Genomic DNA, 19,557 nt, shown 5'->3' on the forward strand with positions numbered 1-19,557 from the left:
AAAGTGAATAGATGGATTTAACAGAAACTGAAATTTCTTCAAAACAGATATTTTCTGGTAGAATTGTTGACCTATCAGTAAGAACGGTAAAATTACCAAACAGTGAGGTTACTACTAGAGAGGTTGTAAAACATCAGCCTGCAGCTGCTACAATTGCTGTTAATGATAAGCAAGAGATGCTTTTAGTAGAACAATGGCGGGAACCAATTAAGGAATTGACTTTGGAAATACCTGCTGGGTTAATTGATGCAACTGATGCTAGTCCACTTGATGCTATGAAACGCGAGCTTAACGAAGAAGGTGGGTATCGCGCTGATTATTGGGAACAAATTACTGAATTTTATTCTTCTCCTGGATTCACCAATGAAAAATTGTACTTGTTTTATTGTGATACTTTGACAAAATTACCTGAAAAAAAGCCACTTGATGCTGATGAATTCTTAACTAGTCGTTGGTATAACTTAGAAGAATTAAAGCATTTAAGTGCTGAGGGCAAAATTGTTGATATTAAAACCCTTTATGCAATGAGTGTATGGGAAAATATGCTTTTAACAGGTGCCAAAGCTAAGGAATAATATGACTGAAAAACGATCTGATTACCAAAAAAAAATTAAAAATCAAAAAAGTAATATTATTTTTGATTCGGTTAAGTCTGCTTTTAATAATGATGAAGAGGTTGTTGATGTTAATCCTGACTTTATGCGGTCAACACAATCCAATTCTAAAAGAGTAAATAATTCACACCAAAAAAGAGAGCAACGCCAGAGTAATAATGCTCAAGAATATTTAAAAAAAGAAGACAAGGCCCTTAAACTAAAAAACAAATTAAACTTAGCAATTTTTATTGTTTTGGTATTAATTGTTTTGGTGTTATTGGCATTGTTTCATTTATAATAAGTGAGGAAAAAATGAAAATAGCAATTATTGTCCCAATGGAAATTGAGGCAAAATATTATCGTAAATATTTTCATGCTGGTAACAAAGAAATGTTCGGATCAAGCGTATTCGAACATTTTTGCGTTAAGCACAATGATATTTATATTGGATTAAGTGGTATTGGCAAAGTACAAGCTGCGATGAATTTAGCGAGTTTATTAACTAAGGTTGATATTGACTTGATTTTTATGACAGGAACTGCAGGTTCGCTACAATCAAGTATTCGCAAGGGAGATTTACTTTTAGCGGATTCTTTTAGTTACCATGATGCACATAATACACTTGCTGGTAATTATGTCGAAGGACAAATTCCTGGCGAACCTGCATTGTTTGACTTAAAATCAAAGGAACAGGCAGCATTTGCAGATTTTTTACAAGAGCAAGGAATTCAATACAAAAAAGGATTAATTGTTACTGGAGATTCATTTATTGGGTCCAATGAGCAAAAAAAGAAAATTAACCAAGATTTTACTAGTGCATTAGGCGTTGAAATGGAAGGCGCCGCGTTTGCACAGGTTGCATACCATTTTCAGAAAAAACTAATTGCAATTAGGGCTATTTCAGATAATGGTGATGATAGTGCAAATGAAGATTTTGATAAATTTGCTCAAAAAGTCGGTGCCAAGGCTGCTAAGATAATTTGTGCATATATAGAAAAGATGAATTAATTAATGGATATATATCTTGATAATGCCGCAACAACACCAATGTCCCCAACGGTAATTGCTAAAATTACGCAAGAAATGAAAAACGATTTTGGCAATCCGTCTAGTACATATGGTCTAGGGCGTGCGGCAAGACATACGGTTGACCAAGCTCGGACTAAAATTGCTAAGGTCATTAATGCAGCTGATAATGAAATAATTTTTACATCTGGTGGCTCTGAAAGTAATAATACGGCCATCTTTGGCACAGCCTATAGTAAGCAAAAAATTGGTAAAAAAATTATTACTACTAAAATTGAGCATCCATCAGTCCTTGAGCCGATAAAAAAACTTGAGCGTGAAGGATATGAAGTAACTTATCTGGATGTAAATCATAATGGACAAATTTCACTAGTAGATTTAAAAAATGCTCTAACACCAGATACAATTCTTGTTTCAGTGATGGCAGTTAATAATGAAGTTGGCACGATTAATCCTCTAACGGAAATAGGAGCATTAGTTGCTCAAAGTAATGCATATTTTCATGTTGATGCAGTTCAGGGGTTAGGTAACATTGAACTTGATGTTAAAAAAATGAAAATTGATTTATTATCTACGTCAGCTCACAAAATTAATGGTCCTAAGTTTTTAGGCTTTTTATTTAAAAATAGCCAAATTAAGTTACCATCCCTTATTTTAGGTGGCGAACAGGAATTAAAAAGACGGGCTGGTACAGAAAATGTGCCCGCAATTGCCGGTTTTGGCGAGGCAATTAAAGAAATTGAGCAAATTGATAAAATAAAATTACAAGCAAAATATGCTCATTTTCAACATTTGATTTTAGCTGAACTTGATCAAGCAAAAATCAAATATCAAATAAATGGCGGAGCAGGTGCACATTGTTCGCATCATGTTTTGAATTTGCGAATAAATGGAGTTTCAACAACTCTTTTACAAACAAGTTTGGATTTGGCTGGTTTTGCGGTATCTGGCGGTTCTGCTTGTACAGCAGGTTCGCTTGAACCTTCACATGTTTTAATTGCTTGTTATGGGGCAGATTCTATCCGCGTAGAGGAATCAATTCGTATATCATTTGGTCGATATAATACGGATGAAGAAATTGGATCTTTTGCTAAGCAATTAGTTAAAATTGCTAGTAAACTGCAAGTGAATGAAAATTAATTGCTTTTACAATTATTTTGACTTATTATTAGTAAGTGAGGTTAAATTATGTCAAATACAGTTATAATTAATGGTGATAATCGTAAGTATACACTTAGTTCAGATTTGAAACTTTACGCTTTAATTGATGTCGGATTTATTAAAACTGCCAAGGGTAATTATAGTTATGAACACCCACTGTATAATGATTCACCTTATAATGCGCCAACTAAACTAAAAATTACAGTTGATAAAGATTTTTCGCATTTTACGATGGTTATTACTGATCGAAATGGTTTAAAAAAAGTAAATATTTTTAAAAACAAACAATTAATAGCAACAGTTGAGCTTTTAAATTATATTTTAAAAGATTTAATAGAGCGCAAAATTCTAGTTGAAGTAAAGGATTGATAGAAATTGACAAAAAAGACTCGAGTTGTAGTAGGAATGAGTGGAGGTGTAGACTCCTCAGTTTCAGCCCTACTACTTAAAGAGCAGGGTTACGATGTTATCGGTGTTTTTATGAAAAATTGGGATGACACTGATGATGCGGGAGTGTGCACAGTAACTGAAGACTATGAAGATGTTAAAAAGGTTGCTGATCAGATTGGGATTCCTTATTATTCAATTAATTTTGAAAAAGAATACTGGCATCGAGTTTTTGAGTATTTCTTAGATGAATATAAGAAGGGGCGCACACCTAATCCTGATATTATGTGTAATAGTCAAATTAAATTCAAATCGTTTTTGGAATTTGCTTTAAAGCTTGATGCTGATTATATTGCAATGGGCCACTATGCAAAAACATTGACCGATGTCAATGGAATTACGCATATGGTACGTCCCAAAGATGGTAATAAGGATCAAACCTATTTTTTAAGTCAATTAAGTCAAGCGCAAATTAGTAAGGTGATTTTTCCTTTAGCTAATTTGACTAAGCCTCAAGTTCGTGAGATTGCTATTAAAAGTGGGTTAGCTACTGCTAAAAAGAAAGATTCAACGGGAATTTGTTTCATAGGGGAAAGAAACTTTCGCAAATTTCTAAGTGAATTTTTACCAGCACAAGCAGGTAAAATGGTTACGCCCAAAGGTAAAGTTGTCGGTGAACATGCTGGACTAATGTATTACACAATTGGTCAACGATCTGGTCTTGGTCTTGGTTCCACTAAAGAATCAACTGCCCCCTGGTTTGTGGTAGGTAAGGACTTAAAAAATAATGAGTTAATTGTTGAACAAGGCTATGATAGTAAGTTGCTTTACGCCACCAAACTTGAAGCTAGTGATATGTCATTTTTTACTGGACAGCCTAAACGAGATTTTAAAAAGCATTGTAGTGCAAAGTTTCGTTATCGCCAAGCTGATGTAGGTGTGACAGTTGAGTATCATGCAAAAGAAAACACAGCGAGTGTTTATTTTGATGAACCAGCCCGAGCTGTTACTCCTGGTCAAGCATTAGTTTTGTATGATGGTGAAGAATGTATGGGCGGCGGCAATATCGATTGTGCATACCAAAATAATGATAAGTTACAATTAGTTTAACGATAGTTAAGAAAGAAAAATATTGATTTTAAAAGCATCAAACTATAGTCTAGTTTGATGCTTTTAATTTTGCTTGTTAAATCTAAACATAAAGTTAGCTGGGTAGATGAATTAAATTTTTTCTTTACCATATTAAATGCTAAACTAAAAGTAGAATAAGGAGAGAAAATTATTAATGCAAATTTATTTTATTCGACATGGAAAAACAGAGTGGAATAATATTAAACGATTTCAAGGAGCGCATGGGGATTCACCACTTTTACCACAAAGCTTAATTGACATTACAAAATTAGGAAAATATTTACAAAAAGAAAAATTCGCTGCCATATATGCGAGTCCGTTAAAAAGAGCTTATGATACTGCAACTAGGCTAAAGCAAACAATGGGATTCACACATCCAGTTAACAAAGATGAGCGTTTACGCGAATTTGATTTAGGTAAACTGGAAGGACTAAAGTTTGAAGAAGCTACTTTAAAGTTTCCTGCCCAGGTAAATGACCTTTGGCAAAGACCAGATCAATATGATGGTAAAAGTATTGGTGGTGAGAATTATCTAGACGTAATTACTCGTGGTAAAAATTTTGCCCAAGAAATCGTACAAAAATATGATCATGATGATAAAATCATTGCAGTTAGTCATGGAGCTGCATTAGGAGCAATTATAGGCGGCTTATTAGGCTATCCCTTAAATAATCTACGCCAAAACGGCGGATTAAATAATACCAGTTTAACAATTTTGGAAACAACTAATCATTTTAATTTTAAACTAATTGTATGGAATGAAACGAGTTTTTTGGAAAGAAAAATGGTGGAAACAGATTCATTATGATAAATAAAAAAAGTAGTCTAGCTAGTGAAAGTAATCAAACTAAAGACCAGATTCATACTTTAATTACAAAAATTGATGCGGCTCCTACTGAGACAGATAATTATCTAAAGTTAGCGACCATTCTAATCGGAAAAGGTAGTTTTGAGCAAGCGGTTCAATTGCTTGAACAAGCTAAAAAGCTTGTTCAAAATCCTCAAGATTTAGATTACGACTTAGCGGTTGGCTACTACATGCAAGGTGATTTTAAGCATGCCTTAGAATTACTTAACCACATTCCTAATGATGACTTGGTACTGTATCAAAAAGCGTTAGTAATGCAGAAAGTAGGCCAGCATCAGAAGGCTCTAGCATACGCATTGACAATTAAGCAGCTAGATGATCGTGTTTACGAATTATTAGGTGATATTTGGCTTAGTTTAGGCCAATTAGCAGAGGCACAAGCAAACTATGAAAAAATTTGTCCGACTAAAAGGGGAGCAAAAATAAATTTTTTACTTGGAATTACTGTTTTAGAACGCAATCGTGATTTAGCAGAAAAATATTTTAGTCAGGCAAAAGAAGAAGATTACCAATTTTATCAATCTGCTCAAAAACAGTATAATGCCATTTTAAAAATGCTTAGTGATGTGGAGAAAGACAATGACTGAATTCACTGGAAAAGTAAAGCGTATCGTTTTTGAAAATGATAAAAATTTATTTAAAATATTAGATGCAACACTAATTAGTGAATTACCTGATTATGATCGAAAAGAAATTAAAATTACAGGTAATTTTGGCGATATTCAAGTGGGTGGTACATATCTTTTTCATGGTCAGCTAGTTGTTCATAATAAGTTTGGTCTACAATTTAACTGTGAGAGTTATCAGCAGTCGTTACCACATGAAAAAGATAGTCTAATCAATTTTTTAAGTTCTAGTAAATTTCCTGGAATCGGTAAAAAAGCCGCAGAAAAAATTGTTTCCGTTTTAGGTGATAATGCATTATCGGTTTTAAAGGATAAGCCAGAAAAAGTTGCCACCTTGTCTTTGACGAAAAAACAGAAGGATAGTTTGCTTAATGGTGTAAGCGCCATGGATTCCTATTCAGAAATTGTTTTAAAATTAGCACAGTATGGACTGAATAAAAAAGTTGCTAATCGCTTATATCAAATTTACCATGGCGAAACAATTAATAAGTTAAAGGCAGACCCTTATGCAGCAATTGCAGATGTTTCAGGCTATGCTTTTAAAAGTGCTGACCGCATGGGCACTAATTTAAATATGGCTAGGGATGATCCTAAAAGAATTAGCGGCGCAGTTTTTCAAATTATGCTTGATGAAGTTAATAAAGAGGGCAATACCTATATTAAATTAGCAGATCTTTTGACGCGTTCAAGCAAATTATTAGCGCTTGATCAATTTGATCCGATTGCCAACTGCATTAATAAATTACAGCATGAAGGAAAAGTTGTGGTTTCTGGTGATGAGGCAGCTTTACAGAATATTTTTCAGACGGAAAACGAAATTGCTCTGGCAATGAAAAATTTAGTTAACCGGCAAAATAGTGATCAGTTTAAAGAAAAAGATGTTCAAGCTGCAATTGAAAAAGCGGAAAAACAGTTAAAAATTGAATATGATGATACTCAAAAAATGGCAATTAAGAATGCTTTAACTAATCCGATATCAATTTTAACTGGTGGTCCGGGAACCGGTAAAACTACCATTATTAATGGAATTTTGTTAGCTTTACAAAAATTAGCCGAAATTCCAGCTTCAACTTTATATAGTAGTGACCCACCATTTTTGTTAGCTGCCCCAACAGGGCGAGCAGCTAAAAGAATGGAAGAAATAACAGGCATAACTGCTAAAACAATTCATCGTTTGCTGGGATTAGGAATCGGTGAAAATGATGCAACTGATTTGAATGAGCTTAACGGTGAAATTTTAATTATTGATGAAATGTCAATGGTTGATATGTTTTTATTTAAGCAATTAGTTAATAGTATTGATCAAACTAAACATGTTGTTTTTGTGGGTGATAAAGACCAATTGCCATCAGTGGGACCGGGAAATGTATTTAGTGATTTAATTAAAGCTGATGTTTTTCCTACTACTGTTTTAGAGCAAATTCATAGGCAAGGCGATGATTCAAGTATTATTACTTTGGCTCATGCCATAAATGAAGGGCAAAACCCACAAATTATTTTTAAAAAAACTAAAAATTATTCTTTTATTTCTTGTCCAACACATGAAGTTGATCACGTTGTGCAACAAATTGTTGAAAAAGCTTTAAATCATTTTGATCAAGATGATATACAAGTTTTGGGCGCAATGTATCAAGGTGAGGGGGGCGTTATTAATTTGAATAACGTGATTCAGGCAATCGTAAACCCTACCAAAACAGAAAGTAAATTTTTAGAAATTCATGACGAAATTTTCCGAATTGGTGATCGAATTTTACAGTTACAGAATAATCCAGAAAAAGATATTTATAATGGGCAAATTGGTAAAATAGTCTCAATTGATAATACTAGTACCAAAAATTGTATGATTGCTGATTTTGATGGACGTGAAATCAGTTTTAGCAAAAAAGATATGTTTGACTTAACTAGAGCTTATGCAATTACCATTCATAAGGCACAGGGGTCTGAATTTCCATTAGTTATTTTGAGCTTAACTATGCAAAATTATGTAATGCTTAAACGAAATCTTTTATATACGGCAGTGACCAGGGCAGCCCAAAATTTAGTCTTAATTGGTGATCCGCATGCTTACACAATGGCTTTAACTAATTCGGGAAATGATCGGCAAACTGGATTATGTAAGAAACTTAAGAAACAGCTGGCTAAAAATGGAGAAGAGACGTTAAGTCTTAAGGAAAAAGCAAAGATAAAAGCAGCAGTAGTCAGCTCTAATTCCGAGACTTCGTATATTTTGACGCCCGAATTAATCTATTCTGGAGAAATTGACCCAATGATTGGTATGCAAGATGTTGCTATTAAGCGCAAAAAATAATTGATAAGGAGTAATTAATGACTAAGCAATCAAAAAAAGTGTGTACTGAATTAAAGCAAAAAATAATTAATTGGCTAGCTAGTAATATTAATGTATTGATATTTGATGAGAACACTATTGAAATTGCCACTTCACAAAGAGATGCACTGGGGGAAGAGGTATATTGTTTTGTTGAAAAGAAAGAAACTGCATTAAAAGTTACTGATGATGGTCGTTGTCTATTTAAACTCGACCCTAGTGCTAGTGATGAAGAATTGTTTGAATCTTGTGCCAACTTGATTTGGGATGCAGGATTTGAAGTTAATCCTAGTACTGGTGTTATTTTTACTGAAGTAGATTCAGAAGATTTAGTACCTAAAATTAGTGAACTTGCTCGTTTACAGGTTGCAATTTCTTATTTAGTGTAAATATACTTCTGGAAGGAAATATAGTCATATTATCCTATTGTAAAAAGTGAAAAAACGAGTAGAATGTAATTCTGATGAAATAATTGAATGACAGAGAGCGTTCGTTTTGGAGGAAATAAATGATGAATACTATTAAACAGCACACTAGAGTACTAAGCAAAAATCAAAAGTGGACAATTGCGTCTACTTCATCCGGATTTGCTTTAGAAAATATGGATGTGCTTTTTTTATCCTTTGCAATGAGTTCAATGATTGCTGACCTACATTTATCTGGTGGTGCTGCTGGATTAATTTCATCAGTGACCAATTTAGGTATGCTGGCTGGTGGTATTATTTTTGGTATTCTTGGTGATAAAATTGGGCGAGTGAAGACTTTTAGTCATACTGTAATTATCTTTGCAGTAGCTACGGCTTGCATGGCTTTTGCCAAGAATATTTATTTAATCTATGCATTGCGTTTTCTAGCCGGTATTGGTGCTGGTGGCGAATATGGTGTGGGGATTGCTTTGATTGCAGAAACTTTTCCGCAAGCTCAGATTGGTAAAATGACTTCGATTGCGGCCATTGGTGGCCAAGTTGGTGCCGTCTTAGCAGCTTTAATTGCCGCTTGGATTATTCCTAACGCTGGCTGGCATATGCTATTTCTAGTTGGAATTGTGCCAGTTGTACTAACAATTTTTATTAGAAAGCATCTTCATGAGAGTGAACAATTTTTAACAGCGAAGGCTAAAGAAAAAGGTTCATTGCTATCAAATGTCTTTAAAAAAATGTTTGCTACACCGCAGTTAACTTTTCAAAGTTTAGGCTTAATGTTGATGATGACAGTACAAATTGCTGGCTATTTTGGCTTAATGAATTGGTTGCCAACAATTGTCCAAAAGCAATTACATTTGAATGTTGCTAATTCCAGTTTATGGATGATTGCAACAATTATTGGGATGAGCATTGGTATGCTTACTTTTGGTTCTATTTTTGATTATTTTGGTCCTAGAAGAGCTTTTGGCATTTTCTTAGTTGGATCTGCTATTATGGTTTATACTCTCAGCTTAGCTACTAATATGCTAACTTTACTGCTAATTGGGGCAGTAGTTGGTTTCTTTTCTAACGGAATGTTTGGTGGTTACGGCGCTGTAATTAGTCAATTGTATCCAACTGAAATTAGGTCAAGTGCTAATAATATTATTGTTAATATTGGTCGGGCAATTGGTGGCTTTTCATCAGTCGTAATTGGTATTTTGATGGATCGATATAATTTAACCATTGTAATGGGCTTTTTGTCTGCTTTGTATATTATTAGTCTGATTGTTATGATTAATTTACCGGGCTTAAAGACTCTATCTCGCAATAAGGCATAGTTTAATTTAGATGTACTGAGAAAATTTTTTTCTTAAATATTTCTTGCTTACTTGGCTAATAATGTCATATTTGTTATGCTGTATCCTAGAGACTAGATTTAACAATATAGAAAGTTAGGATATTATTTTACATTTTAAAAACATTAAGTGGCAAACTGAGGAATATCGAAAAGTAAAAGAATTATACGTAAAAGCTTTTCCTGAAGCTGAAAGATTCCATACTTGGCAACTACTAGTTATGGCTTTGCGAAAAAAAGCTCGTTTTCAAGCTATTTACAACGAAACAGAATTTGTTGGTTTAATCTTTTTAGTTGAAGGAGAAACAGCGGTTTATTTAGCTTACTTAGCAATTATTTCAGCTAAGCATGGTCAGGGTTATGGTACGAAAGTATTACAGGCTCTAAGAAAGAATTATTACAATAAAGATATTATTTTAGATATTGAACCAATTAATAGTCTGGCACTAAACTATAATCAACGGGTAAAACGGCTTCATTTTTATGAACGCAATGGCTTTAAGCAAACTGGTAAAAAATTAATTGATGCTGAGGGTCAATATGCGATTATGACTACTGGCACAGTATTTAAAGCGGAAATCCTTAATCAGTTATTACATTATATGAGTTTCGGTCTACATAAATTTAAGGTTGAATGATACCACTAATTGGATTTAGCAAGTAACATAACTTAATTTAAAGGGTAAGCAATTTTTAAAATTACTTACCCTTTTTTGCTTGCGCAATAGAAATTTATTATTTTCAAGTATAAACTATAATTTAGTAAATATATTATTCCTTTTTTATTATGAGGTATAAAAAAGGAAAAAAAGTAAAAAATTAATAGTTAGTTTAGCGGCAGTTGCTTTGGCAGCCGTTCCAGTAATTACCACTAGTCTTAATCAAGTTCAGGCAGCACAAACAATTGACCAAACGCAAAATAAAATTGCAACAGACGGTACCTTAACATTAAACCACAACACGCGCATTTATAATCAAAGAGGGCAAAAATTGTACTCTTACCAGGGAGTAATGGCTTACTTAAAAAAGGGGCGACAGTTAAGTATGCTGATCAGGTTAAAGCAATAACTAATTCGGATACAAAGCGTTACTCCTTCCATAAAGAAAATTTTCAGGACTGGTTCTATTTACCATATAAAACAATCAAGGGACAGGAATATTATAGTATTGGCCATGGTGGTTATATAAAAGCTGCTAATGTTCAAGAAATTGATAGTTATAGGTTGTATACAAATTATGCTACTGTTCGGCTAGCGAAGATAACAGAATCTGGAGTAGGCAGAAGTAATAATGCTAGAATAATTAATTCGCAAGGGAATTTTACTAATAAGTATATTAAGAAGGACTCCAAAATAGTAATTGACCGCACCTCCGATAGGGTTAGTTTAGCTGGTTCAATGGATATACTTGGTTTGTCAAATTCATATATGGAAGTATTTCGCTTAAAAAATAATAAGCAGCAATTCGTTTTGAGGGCAGATATTAAGAAAAGCTCAATACCAAGGCAAGTTATCCTACCATATAGTAATTTTACGAGTGTACGTATTATAAGGAAGAGTCCAATATATAATATTCATGGTATTCAGGATAGTGATAGTGCTTTTCCAACTATTGCAGAAGGTCACGAGACAGATGTCAAGAGTTTACGGTATATTTGGGTTCCGAGCTTAAATAAAGCAGAATTGTTTTATGAAGGAACAGAATTCTATAAAGATGCTGAGTTTAAGTATATTAAGGCTTCAGACGTTGAGTATCTTTTTGGTAAACATTTAACTCCAGTAAATACGGCAACTGATGTAACTCCAATTAACACTGCAGTTGATGTAACGCCAAAAAAAACGATTTTGATAAGTCCAGCCTTTAAGATCAGTCATCTCAGCAGTTGTAAATACTAGCTTGGTCAGATAAGTTTTGGCAAGTTGGCGGTTTTCTTCTGGAATTAAGTGCAATTTGTTTTCGTATTTCATTAATAATGCCTTTTTTTATTATATACAATTATAAATTCAAAAAAAATTATTTATTGCCAAATTTAGTCTTGTGGTTCTATGCTTTAGTAATACTTCGACTAATCTGCACTATGTTAAAATTATGTTGTTATATATTTAAAAAACATACACAAAATTAAAATAAGTGTTATAATGTTATTAAAAATAATATGTAATTTATAATTACTTTTTTGAGAAATGAGGCGTAAAAATGAAATTTAAAAAAATTTTGGAAGTATGTTCTTCTGCAATTATGTTAGCAACAGTGCCAGCATCCATGATGCTGACCACTAGTACTGCGTCAGCAGAGTCGACAGCATTGCCTTCGATTTCTAAGAATGATATAGCTCCGGTTGCTAATAAAGATAATCAATCATTAAGACAAATTGCTGAAAACAATAATCTTGAGTTATCAGTAGTTGAGCAACTTAATAATAATCTTGATCCTGATACACCGATCCCTAGTGGAACACCAATTTACTTACCACAAAATGTTGAACATGCTGCTGATTATAGTGAAGGTACAGTTAACGACAATACCATTTTAGATTTTGGCAATGATCTTTTACGATCTTATGGTCGTAATCCTGTTGGTAATCCGTATGCTAATGTTCCAGCAAGTATAAAAAGTAAGTACTATGATAATTTAAGTAGTGCAAATAGATCAGCAAAAGTATGGATTGCTTATAATGAATCAACCTATAGTTATACAGCCGTCAATGGTCAGTACTATGGGCGTTTTCAATTAACTAAGTCTTACCTTAATGGAGATTACAGTAAAGTAAATCAAGAAAAAACTGCAGATAGATATGTCAAAAATCGGTATGGTTCATGGGAAAAAGCTAAACAATTTTGGCAAGCACATCAATGGTACTAGTGAGAAAAGCATATGAAAAAAATAGTTAAAGTCTTGGTTGTTTTAACGATAGTATCGACGGGACAACTGTTGGCTACCACAAATAATACTACGGCCCAAGTTGCGCAAATAGGAAAGCCTAAGCGTGTAACTAATAAAGCTTGGACTAAGAAGTTAGCTAAAGCTGGGTATGTTTTTGTATTACCTCATGCTGGTAAAGGCGCATTATATAAGAATACAACAGCCAAGGGTGGTAAATCATACAGCCGAAAGGTATTAAAGAAGCTTGTTAAGAATCATACACTATTTAAGGTCAGAAAGCTGACAACCATTAAAAACAGTATTTCCGTTGATTTGATTTCTAAGGATGGAAAATATAAAGGTTATACCAATTATGTGAATGGTATTTATAACAAAAACCTATTTAATAAGGACTTACAACCACTAATTAATGCTGAACTAAAAGTAATGATTGCTAAAGATAATAACGAACCTACTTCGGCTTTATTAGAGCAAGCACAAACGTTAGCTGGCGAGTTAACTGGTAAGAATAAGCCAATAGCTGATACTTCAATTAAACAGTTAAAACGTTATTTAAAGCATAATGATATATCAGAAACACCGGTACTTCTAATTGGTAAGCATCCAGGTGACTTATTAGCAAATTAAAAGAAGAGTGAGTAGCTATTTTTACTCACTTTTTTGTTTGGTCGCATAGTAGAAAACTTATTACTTTGAAGTATAAACTATAATTTAGTAAATATATTATTTCTTTTTTATTATGAGGTATAAAAAATGAAAAAAAGCAAAAAATTAATAGTTAGTTTAGCGGCAGTTGCTTTGGCAACTGTGCCAGTAATTACCACTAGTCTTAATCAAGCTCATGCAGCACAAACAATTGACCAAACGAAAAATAAAATTGCAACAGACGGTACCTTAACATTAAACCACAACACGCGCATTTATAATCAAAGAGGGCAAAAATTGTACTCTTACCAGGGAAGTAATGGCTTACTTAAAAAAGGGGCGACAGTTAAGTATGCTGATCAGGTTAAAGCAATAACTAATCCGGATACAAAGCGTTACTCGTTCCATGATGATAAATGGAATTGGTTCTACTTGCCATATAAGACAATTAGAGGACAAAAATATTACAGCATTGGTCACGGTGGCTATATCAAAGCGGCAAATGTTGATAAAATTGATGGTGCTAGTTTGTATACAAATCAAACAACTGCCACTGTTGAGCATGTAACTCCTAATTCTAAGGGTGGATTAGATGTTTTTGATAGTCATCGAAATAATACTGGCCAAAAAATAAAAATAGGTAAAAAAGTGACTATTGATCGTGAAGCTGCACCATTTGCTTTAGATATGAATTATTATGAAATAGATGGAAATACTCCGTCAGCATTCTATGGTATAAAAAATAAAAATCAATATCTTTATACAGATAAAGTGAGAATTGCTACACGTCAGCAATTGTTACCATATAGTAATTATACTACTGTAATGATAGGCAAAAATCCTATAGTTTACGATATTAATGGTAAACCAAAAAGCACAAATATAGTTCAAAAATATAAGGAACGACCGGTGAATGAATTATTATATATATGGGTACCGAGTGATAGTCGAGCTGAATTATTTTATAGATTAAGTGATAAACCTAATGAAGGATTGTTTAGTAATTCAACTGATTTTATTAAGGCTAATGATAATAAGTATATTTATGGATCAAAATTAAAAGCAATAAATACAGCAGATGAAGCTAAAAATTTTGTGGCATTAGCTTCTAATGATGATAAAGAGAGTCTCCAAAGGTTGCTAGATAAAGAAACAAACATTAAAAACAGCGATCCATATAAATTTGGTAGTTACTTAGAAAAGAATACATATTTACATGCGGTTGATAATGGAAAAAAGGTTGTCCAAGAGTCACAGCCAACTCAAGCAGAAATAAATCAGGCTATTTGGAGTTTGCAAGATGCAACTGAAAAATTAAATGGGAAGAAAATAGTAGTTAAAAATATTAATAATCTAACGAAAGAAGAGACCAATCAAGTATATATGCTAGCTAAAAAGTCAATAGGAGAAGAGTATAAAGGGAAAAATATGAATATTGCAATCGAATTTAATCAAGACAGAACTAAACTTTTTCTTCATTTATATGATAATATAACTGGTTTGAAATCGGAAAAGCAATTAAATATTTCTGATTATGTAATGGAAAAATAATAAAAAGTATACAAATATATTTTTAAACATTATGGCTTGCATAATTTAATTCAATAAAAAAATTATGTAGTTGTTATATGTTTTGTGCTATTACTAAATTGTTAATAAAAATACCCTAATTTCTTATACATGTAATAAATTGTAAGTATAAAAAACTAATATTGCTTTTTTGCACAGAATTCGATTAGCTTCAAGCTAAAAAAGTTGTTGTCTTTGTTTATTGATTAAAGTTAAACAAAAATTATTAAGTATGGCTTAGGGCAATTATTATAATTAAATAGACATGGCCAATTATTACCTAAGATTTTAAAGAGTGGGCAAAAATTAATTGTTGATATAATTGCTATTAGTAATGATTTTGGGGTAGACCTTGGTACTGCTCCTGGAGTGTGTAATTTATTTGTAATCATGATTTTAAAAACATAGTGAGACAACAAATGACCTGGGCCAGCATCTTTAATCAGGTATATGATGTACCATATTATGATAAGGACGATCATAACGAAAGTGCTACGAATATAATTCATTTTGGTAAAAAAGAAGTTATGATAACAATAAAGTAGTATTATTTTATCAAGTTATACTTGGTGGCGGTACTTTTGTTAAAGTATCTAGCTAGTTCGGATTAACCAGTCCTGAAAAGAAATAGTAATAAATAATTTAAATAAAAAAGCAAGAAACTTTAAAATTTCTTGCTTTTTATATTTTTTAATACCTGAACAAGTTAAATTGCTTGACGGCAAATTCTAGCTTAAAAGAGTTAAGCTTAACTTCTTCACCATCGACCTGTGCGAACTCTTTTTTATTGACAGTGACAGTAATTTCTTCTGCTTCAATATAATGAAATTGGGGATCGTGAATATGCGAACCATCCTTTAACAAGTTAATAAAAAGTTTGACTAATTTATTTAGACCAAATTTTTCAACGACTACGGTATCAATTTTATGATTGTCAATTCGAGCACTAGGTAATAGGGGAATACCACCCCCTAAATAAGGATGGTTAGTTGTAGTAACTAAAAAAGCTTTTTGATAATACCATTGTTGATGACCACTCTTAATTTCAACATTAAAAGTGTCTTGTTTACGCAAGCCGAATAAAATATTTAGGCCATAGACAAGTTTACCTTTATCTAACTTATTCAAGATTTTTTTTAATTCGGAAATATTGCTTAAGTGGTTAACACATGCATCAAAACCAATACCAAAACTATTGGCAAAATAATAAAGTTGATTAAGATGACCATCTATTTGAAATGAGCCACAATCAACTTTATCAGGTATTAGGCTTTTCTTTAAGCGTAGCAACAAAAGTTTTGGATCAGAAGATAACTTAGCTGCTCGGGCAAAGTCATTACCAGTTCCAGCAGGTAAATAAGCAAAGGGGGTCTCGGGATTGCTTGAGCGTTTAATTCCATTAAGCGCCTCATTAAGTGACCCATCACCACCAATTACTATTAGTACTTCACCTTCATTATGTATATTGCTACCGTATTCTTGAGCAAGTTTGATTGTTTGTCCCGCATAGGTACTTTTCTTAATATCAAAATCAATATTTTCATTTATTAAGAGTAAAACCAATTGATAAAGTATTTTTTTGGCTCGTCCATTACCGGCAGTTTCATTAACAAGCAGGTGTAATCTTAGTTTTTTGTTCATTAATCCTTATTTTTAAAGCAAAATCAGAAACTTTACTTCTTTTCAACTAGCATTGGTAAAATCATCGGTCGTCTTTTAGTTTTTGAATATAAAAAATCAGCAAGATTATCAACAATTGCCTTACGAATAATACTATCTTTGGGATTGTCAGTTTTATCCATTTCAGTTTTAAGAATATGATAAATATGCTTTTGTGTTTGACTGATTAAATCAGTAGATTCACGCATATAAACAAAGCCACGACTTAAAACATCAGGTCCTGCTAAAACTCGTTTATGCTTATAGTCAACAGTGGCAACTACAACAACTAGACCATCTTCTGATAAAACTTGGCGATCATGAACCACTACATTTCCCACATCAGCTGTCCCGGATGTATCGACATAAACATCTCCAGCAGGAATGTGCCCAGCAATTCGTGAACCTTCTGGTCCAAAACAAATTACTTCGCCGTTCTCTAAAACAAAAGTGTGGTCTGCTGGTATCCCGGCAGCTTGTGCCAGTTCGGTATGAATTACTTGCATGCGGTACTCACCATGAACTGGAATCATATATTTAGGCTTAGTCAATCTAACCATGATTTTTAATTCTTCTTGCCCACCATGGCCAGAAGTATGTACATTATTTACTCGTCCATGGATAACAGTAGCTCCACCTTCCATTAATTTGTTAATCAGGTGGTTAACACTAAGCGTATTTCCAGGAATTGGGTTTGAAGAAAAAATAACAGTGTCTTCTGGTTGCAGACTTATTTGTCTATGAGTTCCATTTGCAATTCGAGAAAGGGCAGCTAATGGCTCACCTTGGGAACCAGTACATAAAATCATTACTTCATCAGGTGGAGTATGATTAATTTCATTAGCATCAACAATTAGTCCTTCAGGAACACTAAGATAACCTAAATCAATGCCATTTTGTACGCCATTCTCCATACTTCGACCAAAGATTGCTACTTTACGTCCCGTATCAATTGCTGCTTGGATTGCAGTTGATACGCGATAAAGATTAGAGGCAAAGGTAGCGAAGATAATCCTGCCATGGATACCTGTAATAATGTCATGCAATGATTTGGCTACAAACCGTTCCGATTTAGTAAATTGGGCTACTTCGGCATTGGTTGAATCTGATAATAAAGCTAGCACTCCTTCATTACCTAATTGAGCCATTTGTTGAAAATTAGGTGCTGGCTGGTTCATAACAGGAGTTAAATCAAATTTAAAATCACCTGTAAAAATAACCGCACCTAATGGAGTGTGCACGGCAATTCCCAACGTATCTGGAATTGAGTGAGTAGTTCTAAAAAAGCTAACGGACAATTTTTTGAATTTTAATATAGTATCTTCATGTTCTTCATGCAATTCTGTTGTTCGTAAGATTCCGTGCTCTTCTAATTTACCTTTGATTAAAGCAAGAGCAAATGGGGTAGCATAAACAGGAATTTCGGGTATTTTTTCAAGTAAAAAAGGTATTCCTCCGATATGATCTTCATGTCCGTGACTTACAACCAGTGCTTTGATTTTTTTTCGATTTTTGATTAGATAGGAATAGTCGGAAATAACATAATTAATACCAAGTAAATCATCTTCAGGGAATTTAATACCACAATCCATAATGACGATTTCATCTTGGTATTGAACACAATACATATTCTTGCCAATTTCGTGCAACCCCCCGATTGCTACGATAGCAACTTCATTATTTTTAATACGCACTTAAATTACTTCTTACTTTCAAAAGATGTTAATTTAAAATCAGCGTGTTCTTTTTCGTATTGCAGTGAATTGCCGGCTAATTCTTGGATGAGTTCGATATTATAGGGGGTATTGTCTTCAACCATTGTTCTAGCCGTAACCATATTTTCTGCCTCTAAATAAAGAGTTTGGGTTGTTTCACGTCGAGGATTGACAACCTTGTCTTTTTGATACAAAACTTTGTAGATCATATTTGTATTCTCCTTAATATTTTTTAAAAAACGTTCTGAATGTAGATACTCAAGGTATCTAACAGCTAGTAAGATTCTACCATAATTGTTATTTCAAGTATAGAAACAAGTTATCAGGATTAATTAAAAAAGCCGCCTGATACAAGTATAAAACTTAGAGTCTGTGAGGCTAAGATCTTAGTATTGGCGGCTTTAATTAGTAAACAATGACAGTATCGTCAGCTAGTTTAAATGGGTCTTGTTTATTAATTCGATCATAAAATAAATGTCCGCGTAAATGTTCAATTTCATGAGAAGCAACAATTGCAGGGTAATCTTTTAAATTAATTATTTTTTCAGTTCCATCAACTGTGTAATATTTTATTTTTAGTTTGTCAGGACGAGGCACATAGCCATCAATTACTTCATCAACGCTTAAGCAGCCTTCCCCTTCACTTAAACAAGCCTGTTGAACAGATTCAGATAAAATTTCCGGATTAACAAATGTGTCTTTAAAAACTATTTCGCCCTCATTATTGGGTACAAGTAAAGCGGCCATTTGCACACTTTCTCCTACTTGTGGTGCAGCTAAACCAACACCAGCACGTAATTGGTGTTTTTGAGCAATTTTGGGATCTTGAGAATTAATCAAATATTCCATCATTCTGTTGGCTAATTTTTTATAGTGATCACTTAAAGGGAAGGATAAAGGTTCAGCTACTTTTCGTAACACTGGATTGCCATCACGGGTTATGTCTTTCATTAAAATCAATTACATTCACTCTTTCACAAAAATTTATACATCTATATTTTTAACATAGGTTAGGCTAATTTGTCCTGTTTTTATTCTATACTAAATTTTTGATTTGAAAAAGAGGGATAAACGTTGACCGTTGTTATAGTTAGGTGTTAAAATCAATGAGCGTAAATATACAGATATGAAACACTTCGATTAGCATGTTTTTGACGTGCCGCCGAAACTGTGACCACGTCACAGTTTTTTTATTGAGGAGTGG

At 33.2% G+C, this 19,557-nt stretch carries 22 protein-coding genes; 18 read left to right on the forward strand and 4 right to left on the reverse strand.

The annotated features are described in order from the left end of the window. Positions 1-11 precede the first annotated feature (11 nt). The 18 genes from BM203_RS00175 (at position 12) to BM203_RS08620 (ending at position 15,524) form a co-directional block, all read left to right on the forward strand. The gene (locus BM203_RS00175; RefSeq protein ID WP_090091779.1) at positions 12-575 is read left to right on the forward strand and encodes an NUDIX hydrolase; all 564 of its coding nucleotides are present in this window, start codon (positions 12-14) and stop codon (positions 573-575) included. Position 576: 1 nt separating this feature from the next. After that, entirely contained in the window at positions 577-894 is a 318-nt protein-coding gene (locus BM203_RS00180; RefSeq protein ID WP_090091781.1) for a hypothetical protein, read from the forward strand. A gap of 14 nt (positions 895-908) precedes the next feature. Next, positions 909-1,604, forward strand: a complete 696-nt coding sequence (locus BM203_RS00185; RefSeq protein ID WP_090091783.1) for a 5'-methylthioadenosine/adenosylhomocysteine nucleosidase — start codon at positions 909-911, stop codon at positions 1,602-1,604. Between the two features lie 3 nt (positions 1,605-1,607). After that, positions 1,608-2,762: a cysteine desulfurase family protein gene (locus BM203_RS00190; RefSeq protein WP_090091785.1), complete on the forward strand. Its 1,155-nt coding sequence runs from the start codon at positions 1,608-1,610 to the stop codon at positions 2,760-2,762. A gap of 48 nt (positions 2,763-2,810) precedes the next feature. Further along, positions 2,811-3,152: a DUF1831 domain-containing protein gene (locus BM203_RS00195; protein ID WP_090091787.1), complete on the forward strand. Its 342-nt coding sequence runs from the start codon at positions 2,811-2,813 to the stop codon at positions 3,150-3,152. A gap of 6 nt (positions 3,153-3,158) precedes the next feature. Then, positions 3,159-4,280 carry a tRNA 2-thiouridine(34) synthase MnmA gene (gene mnmA, locus BM203_RS00200; RefSeq protein WP_228150126.1) on the forward strand — a complete coding sequence of 374 codons (1,122 nt, stop codon included), beginning with the start codon at positions 3,159-3,161 and terminating at the stop codon, positions 4,278-4,280. A 175-nt stretch (positions 4,281-4,455) separates the two neighbouring features. Next, positions 4,456-5,109: a histidine phosphatase family protein gene (locus BM203_RS00205; protein WP_090091789.1), complete on the forward strand. Its 654-nt coding sequence runs from the start codon at positions 4,456-4,458 to the stop codon at positions 5,107-5,109. Continuing rightward, a complete protein-coding gene (locus tag BM203_RS00210) occupies positions 5,109-5,756 on the forward strand; it encodes a tetratricopeptide repeat protein (protein WP_407656045.1) in 648 nt (215 codons plus the stop codon). Before BM203_RS00205 ends, BM203_RS00210 begins: the two co-directional genes overlap by 1 nt. Next, complete coding sequence (gene recD2, locus BM203_RS00215) at positions 5,749-8,103, forward strand: SF1B family DNA helicase RecD2 (protein ID WP_090091793.1); 2,355 nt, start codon at positions 5,749-5,751, stop codon at positions 8,101-8,103. Before BM203_RS00210 ends, recD2 begins: the two co-directional genes overlap by 8 nt. 17 nt (positions 8,104-8,120) lie before the next feature. Continuing rightward, on the forward strand, positions 8,121-8,510 hold the full coding sequence (locus BM203_RS00220) for a DUF1828 domain-containing protein (protein ID WP_090091794.1): 390 nt from the start codon (positions 8,121-8,123) through the stop codon (positions 8,508-8,510). A gap of 122 nt (positions 8,511-8,632) precedes the next feature. Next, on the forward strand, positions 8,633-9,865 hold the full coding sequence (locus BM203_RS00225) for an MFS transporter (RefSeq protein WP_090091796.1): 1,233 nt from the start codon (positions 8,633-8,635) through the stop codon (positions 9,863-9,865). A gap of 142 nt (positions 9,866-10,007) precedes the next feature. After that, entirely contained in the window at positions 10,008-10,520 is a 513-nt protein-coding gene (locus BM203_RS00230) for a GNAT family N-acetyltransferase (RefSeq protein WP_342028390.1), read from the forward strand. Positions 10,521-10,728: 208 nt separating this feature from the next. Next, the gene (locus BM203_RS00235) at positions 10,729-10,950 is read left to right on the forward strand and encodes a hypothetical protein (protein ID WP_090091800.1); all 222 of its coding nucleotides are present in this window, start codon (positions 10,729-10,731) and stop codon (positions 10,948-10,950) included. Between the two features lie 155 nt (positions 10,951-11,105). Then, positions 11,106-11,777 carry a hypothetical protein gene (locus BM203_RS00240; RefSeq protein WP_090091801.1) on the forward strand — a complete coding sequence of 224 codons (672 nt, stop codon included), beginning with the start codon at positions 11,106-11,108 and terminating at the stop codon, positions 11,775-11,777. 370 nt (positions 11,778-12,147) lie between these two features. Further along, positions 12,148-12,744: an aggregation-promoting factor C-terminal-like domain-containing protein gene (locus BM203_RS00245; protein ID WP_456073079.1), complete on the forward strand. Its 597-nt coding sequence runs from the start codon at positions 12,148-12,150 to the stop codon at positions 12,742-12,744. Positions 12,745-12,756: 12 nt separating this feature from the next. Continuing rightward, positions 12,757-13,392: a hypothetical protein gene (locus tag BM203_RS00250; protein WP_090091803.1), complete on the forward strand. Its 636-nt coding sequence runs from the start codon at positions 12,757-12,759 to the stop codon at positions 13,390-13,392. Positions 13,393-13,518: 126 nt separating this feature from the next. Further along, on the forward strand, positions 13,519-14,961 hold the full coding sequence (locus BM203_RS00255) for an SLAP domain-containing protein (RefSeq protein WP_090091805.1): 1,443 nt from the start codon (positions 13,519-13,521) through the stop codon (positions 14,959-14,961). 437 nt (positions 14,962-15,398) lie between these two features. After that, the gene (locus BM203_RS08620) at positions 15,399-15,524 is read left to right on the forward strand and encodes a hypothetical protein (RefSeq protein ID WP_280139152.1); all 126 of its coding nucleotides are present in this window, start codon (positions 15,399-15,401) and stop codon (positions 15,522-15,524) included. A 145-nt stretch (positions 15,525-15,669) separates the two neighbouring features. Here the strand turns inward: BM203_RS08620 and BM203_RS00260 are convergent, their stop codons facing one another. From BM203_RS00260 to def, 4 genes are all read right to left on the reverse strand, one after another. After that, positions 15,670-16,620 (reverse strand): diacylglycerol/lipid kinase family protein, encoded by a 951-nt coding sequence (locus BM203_RS00260; RefSeq protein ID WP_090091806.1) that lies wholly within the window; start codon positions 16,618-16,620, stop codon positions 15,670-15,672. Between the two features lie 32 nt (positions 16,621-16,652). Beyond that, complete coding sequence (gene rnjA / locus BM203_RS00265; protein WP_090091808.1) at positions 16,653-18,332, reverse strand: ribonuclease J1; 1,680 nt, start codon at positions 18,330-18,332, stop codon at positions 16,653-16,655. Positions 18,333-18,337: 5 nt separating this feature from the next. Next, entirely contained in the window at positions 18,338-18,562 is a 225-nt protein-coding gene (locus BM203_RS00270) for a DNA-dependent RNA polymerase subunit epsilon (RefSeq protein WP_090091810.1), read from the reverse strand. Positions 18,563-18,758: 196 nt separating this feature from the next. Beyond that, positions 18,759-19,313, reverse strand: a complete 555-nt coding sequence (def, locus tag BM203_RS00275) for a peptide deformylase (protein ID WP_090091812.1) — start codon at positions 19,311-19,313, stop codon at positions 18,759-18,761. Positions 19,314-19,557 lie beyond the last annotated feature (244 nt).

Origin of the sequence: Lactobacillus bombicola, from assembly GCF_900112665.1 — a bacterium.
In the GTDB taxonomy this organism is placed as follows: Bacteria; Bacillota; Bacilli; order Lactobacillales; family Lactobacillaceae; genus Lactobacillus; species Lactobacillus bombicola.

Bases quoted from the DNA above. Each gene is read 5' to 3' on its own strand.
- BM203_RS00260 (WP_090091806.1), bottom strand. From the start codon at position 16,620: ATGAACAAAAAACTAAGATTACACCTGCTTGTTAATGAAACTGCCGGT.
- BM203_RS00195 (WP_090091787.1), top strand. From the start codon at position 2,811: ATGTCAAATACAGTTATAATTAATGGTGATAATCGTAAGTATACACTT.
- BM203_RS00190 (WP_090091785.1), top strand. From the start codon at position 1,608: ATGGATATATATCTTGATAATGCCGCAACAACACCAATGTCCCCAACG.
- BM203_RS00205 (WP_090091789.1), top strand. From the start codon at position 4,456: ATGCAAATTTATTTTATTCGACATGGAAAAACAGAGTGGAATAATATT.
- BM203_RS00180 (WP_090091781.1), top strand. From the start codon at position 577: ATGACTGAAAAACGATCTGATTACCAAAAAAAAATTAAAAATCAAAAA.
- BM203_RS00255 (WP_090091805.1), top strand. From the start codon at position 13,519: ATGAAAAAAAGCAAAAAATTAATAGTTAGTTTAGCGGCAGTTGCTTTG.
- BM203_RS00175 (WP_090091779.1), top strand. From the start codon at position 12: ATGGATTTAACAGAAACTGAAATTTCTTCAAAACAGATATTTTCTGGT.
- BM203_RS00225 (WP_090091796.1), top strand. From the start codon at position 8,633: ATGAATACTATTAAACAGCACACTAGAGTACTAAGCAAAAATCAAAAG.
- BM203_RS00250 (WP_090091803.1), top strand. From the start codon at position 12,757: ATGAAAAAAATAGTTAAAGTCTTGGTTGTTTTAACGATAGTATCGACG.
- BM203_RS08620 (WP_280139152.1), top strand. From the start codon at position 15,399: ATGACCTGGGCCAGCATCTTTAATCAGGTATATGATGTACCATATTAT.
- recD2 (WP_090091793.1), top strand. From the start codon at position 5,749: ATGACTGAATTCACTGGAAAAGTAAAGCGTATCGTTTTTGAAAATGAT.
- BM203_RS00220 (WP_090091794.1), top strand. From the start codon at position 8,121: ATGACTAAGCAATCAAAAAAAGTGTGTACTGAATTAAAGCAAAAAATA.
- BM203_RS00270 (WP_090091810.1), bottom strand. From the start codon at position 18,562: ATGATCTACAAAGTTTTGTATCAAAAAGACAAGGTTGTCAATCCTCGA.
- BM203_RS00245 (WP_456073079.1), top strand. From the start codon at position 12,148: ATGCTGACCACTAGTACTGCGTCAGCAGAGTCGACAGCATTGCCTTCG.
- BM203_RS00185 (WP_090091783.1), top strand. From the start codon at position 909: ATGAAAATAGCAATTATTGTCCCAATGGAAATTGAGGCAAAATATTAT.